Raw genomic sequence first — 3,827 nt, 5'->3', positions numbered from 1 at the left:
ATACTAATCGGTCGAGGACTTATCCACACACAATCCATAGCATGCATGCAGATCCAGTTTTGAAGGAACAAGGCTAAGCCATCCATTGCGGATGGCTTTTTTTGTTTACGAATTCCCAGCGAAGGTCTATAGTAGGGATTACATGTAAAGACAAGAATATTTTGAGTAGTGGGTGAGAACGATGAGTGATGCTCCATCGCGGCGTCTTCACTACGCCTGGATCGTTGCTGGTGTAACCTTTTTTATTTTGTTGATCGGAGCAGGCATCCGCTCTGCACCGGGTGTGTTTATGGTTCCTGTAGAAGAGGAATTTGGCTGGAGCCGCTCCGCCATTTCGTTTGCACTCTCGATCAATCTGCTATTGTACGGCCTGGTGGGGCCGTTTGCGGCTGCGGTTATGGATCGATTCGGGATACGACGCGTTACGCTCGTCGCCCTGTTTCTGCTTGTACTTGGCACATCGCTTACTACCTGGATGCAAGCGTCCTGGCAACTGACGCTTTTGTGGGGTGTAGTGGTAGGACTGGGTTCTGGCTGTACCGCGTCCGTTTTGGGAGCGATGGTTGCCAATCGCTGGTTTGTACGCCATCGCGGTTTGGTCGTAGGAATTCTCACAGCCGCAGGCGCTACAGGACAGCTTCTGTTTTTGCCGTTGCTCGCGAGTTTGGCGGATACAGAAGGATGGCGAAGCGCGAGCTGGACGGTTTCCATGGCTGTCTTAGTACTGATTCCGTTTGTTTGGCTTTTCATGCGCAATAAACCAAGCGACAAAGGCTTGCGTGCCTACGGAGGAACTGAAGACGAGGAACATATTGTCCAGACGAAAAATCCGTTTCGCGTAGCAATCGACGGTTTGCTTACAGGGGTTCGTTCCTTCGATTTTTGGCTGCTCGCAGGTAGTTTTTTTATTTGCGGGCTGACTACCAATGGATTGATTGGCACACACTTCATCGCTGCCTGCCTGGATCACGGGATTCCCGCGGTGACGGCGGCTAGCTTATTGGCGTTGATCGGCGTGTTTGACATCGTCGGAACGACCGTTTCGGGGTGGCTTTCCGACCGCTTCAGCAATCGGTGGCTGCTGTTCTGGTATTACGGGTTGCGCGGAATCTCTCTGATGCTTCTCCCCTATGCCCTGTCCTCCTCCGGTTTCAGCTTGGCAATCTTCATTATTTTTTACGGTTTGGACTGGGTAGCTACCGTTCCACCTACAGTAAAACTGACAACAAACCTCTTTGGCCAACAACGGGCCGGGGTGCTATTCGGGTGGATCCTGGCCGCGCATCAACTGGGTGCGGCTGTGGCGGCCTACGGCGGAGGACTCGTCTACTCCATTTTGAACAGCTATTTCTTCATGTTTATCGCTGCGGGGATTTTCTGCCTGCTGGCATCGCTCATGGTCATGCGGATCGGAAAGACAGCATCGACTCCGCTCACCAGCCAAAATATGTAAGCAGCTCGAAGAACAGGCACTGGGAGACTGGTGCCTGTTTGCTGTTCTTTTCTTTATGGTGACAGTGAGGCGAGATTTCCCGGATAATTTGGACGTTCTCGCGTTTTCTATGGTATAATGAAGTATTGTGAAAACCAGTTGGAGGTTTGCCCTTTATGGCGGAAGAAACTGCACGGTTTCCCAAAGTTGATATTAGCAAAGAGATGAAAGAATCGTTCATTAGTTATGCCATGAGCGTTATCGTCAGTCGCGCGCTGCCTGATGTTCGCGACGGACTGAAGCCGGTTCACCGGCGGATTTTGTATGCCATGCATGACATGGGTCTTACACCCGACAAAGGCTTCCGTAAATCAGCCAACGTCGTCGGGGAAGTAATGGCCAATTACCATCCACACGGAGACTCTTCCATTTATGAAGCCATGGTTCGGATGGCGCAGGATTTCAATATGCGCTACATGCTCGTCGAAGGGCAAGGGAACTTTGGTTCAATAGACGGTGACCCAGCGGCGGCGATGCGCTATACCGAAGCGCGTTTTTCCAAGATTGCCTTGGAATTGTTGCGCGATATTGATAAAGAGACTGTCGACTTCGCTCCCAACTACGACGGGCGCAAGGAAGAACCGGTTGTCCTGCCTTCCCGTTTTCCGAACCTGCTGCTAAATGGCGCGGCGGGAATTGCCGTAGGGATGGCGACCAACATTCCTCCGCATAACCTGACGGAGGTCATCGACGGCATTTTGGCGATGATTGAGCACCCGGATATTACAATCCAAGAGCTGATGAAGTACATCAAAGGGCCGGACTTTCCGACTGCCGGGGAAATTCTCGGGTACAGCGGAATCCGACGCGCTTATGAGACAGGCCGCGGCTCTGTAATCATCCGCGCCAAAACTCTGATCGAAGAGGAAAAAGGAAAACCGCGCATCATCGTGACGGAGCTTCCTTACCAGGTGAACAAAGCCAGATTGGTGGAGAAGATCGCCGAGCTGGTGCGTGAGAAGAAAATTGACGGTATTACCGATCTGCGCGACGAGTCGGATCGCAAAGGAATGAGGATCGTCATCGAGCTTCGCCGCGACGTGATTCCAAAGGTCGTGCTGAACAACCTGTTCAAGCATACCCAAATGCAGTCTACATTTGGCATCAATATGCTTGCACTGGTGAACAACCGTCCGCGCGTCCTCAATCTGCGCGACATCCTGTACTATTACCTGGAGTATCAGCGCGAGATTATTCGCAAACGGACAGAGTATGACCTGAAGCAAGCAGAAGCCCGCGCTCACATTTTGGAGGGCTTGCGGATCGCACTCGACCATATTGACGACATCATCAGCCTGATTCGTGCTTCCCGGACAACGGAAGAAGCCCGCGATGGACTGATGAACAACTACAGCCTGAGTTACGAACAAGCCCAGGCGATTCTCGATATGCGTCTGCAGCGTTTGACCGGATTGGAGCGTGAGAAGATCGAAGGCGAGTATCAGGAATTGCTCGCCAAAATCAGTGAGCTCCGTTCGATCCTGGCTGATGAAAGCAAAATCTACGCGATTATTCACGATGAGCTCAGCGAGATCAAAGACAAATTCGGCGATGAGCGTCGCACGGTGATCACTCTGGACGAAAATCACATTGAAGATGCTGATTTGATTCCAGAAGAAGATGTCGTGATTACGCTGACCCATGACGGATACATCAAGCGGCTGCCAGTCAGCACCTATCGGGCGCAAAAACGCGGCGGGCGCGGTATCCAGGGATTGGGTACAAAAGACGACGATTTCGTGGAACATTTGTATATCACCAATTCGCATGATTACATTATGTTCTTTACGAGCAAAGGAAAAGCGTATCGCTTGAAAGGGTATGAGATCCCTGACTTGAGCCGTACCGCGAAAGGGACCCCGATTATCAACCTGATTCAGATCGAAAAAGGGGAGCATGTCAACGCGGTAATCCCGGTCAAGGAGTTCGACGGAGAACAATACCTGTTCTTCGCCACGAAAAAAGGGATTATCAAGAAGACCCTCCTGTCTTCGTACGAAAATATCCGCAGAGTCGGCTTGATCGCATGCACACTGCGTGACGATGATGAGTTGATCGCCGTCCGTCTGACTGATGGACAGCAAGAAATCATCATGGGTACGAAAAACGGGATGTCTGTCCGTTTCAAGGAAAGCGATGTCCGGACCATGGGCCGCAACGCTACCGGTGTGAAAGGAATTACGCTCGATGATGACGATGATGTCATTGATATGGACGTAGTGAAGCCGGGAGCAGAGGTGCTGATCGTCACCGCCAACGGTTACGGCAAACGCACCCCGGTTGACGAATACCGGGTACAGACGCGCGGTGGAAAAGGGATCAAGACCCACAACGT

At 51.6% G+C, this 3,827-nt stretch carries 2 protein-coding genes (1 of these 2 running past the window's edge); both read left to right on the top strand.

The window, feature by feature from the left end:
- Positions 1–181 precede the first annotated feature (181 nt).
- Positions 182–1,453: an MFS transporter gene (locus tag ACAF76_RS21515; protein ID WP_421617355.1), complete on the top strand. Its 1,272-nt coding sequence runs from the start codon at positions 182–184 to the stop codon at positions 1,451–1,453.
- Positions 1,454–1,608: 155 nt separating this feature from the next.
- Positions 1,609–3,827: the 5' portion of a DNA gyrase subunit A gene (gene gyrA, locus ACAF76_RS21510; RefSeq protein WP_421617354.1), read on the top strand. It continues 310 nt past the right edge of the window; 2,219 of the gene's 2,529 nt are visible here — the first part of the coding sequence; the start codon lies at positions 1,609–1,611; its stop codon lies beyond the right edge, outside the window.

Origin of the sequence: Brevibacillus sp. TJ4, from assembly GCF_044627595.2 — a bacterium.
Taxonomy (GTDB): Bacteria; Bacillota; Bacilli; order Brevibacillales; family Brevibacillaceae; genus Brevibacillus.
The sequence above is the reverse complement of the archived record's forward strand: the minus strand, read 5'-3'. Positions and strand labels throughout refer to the sequence as shown.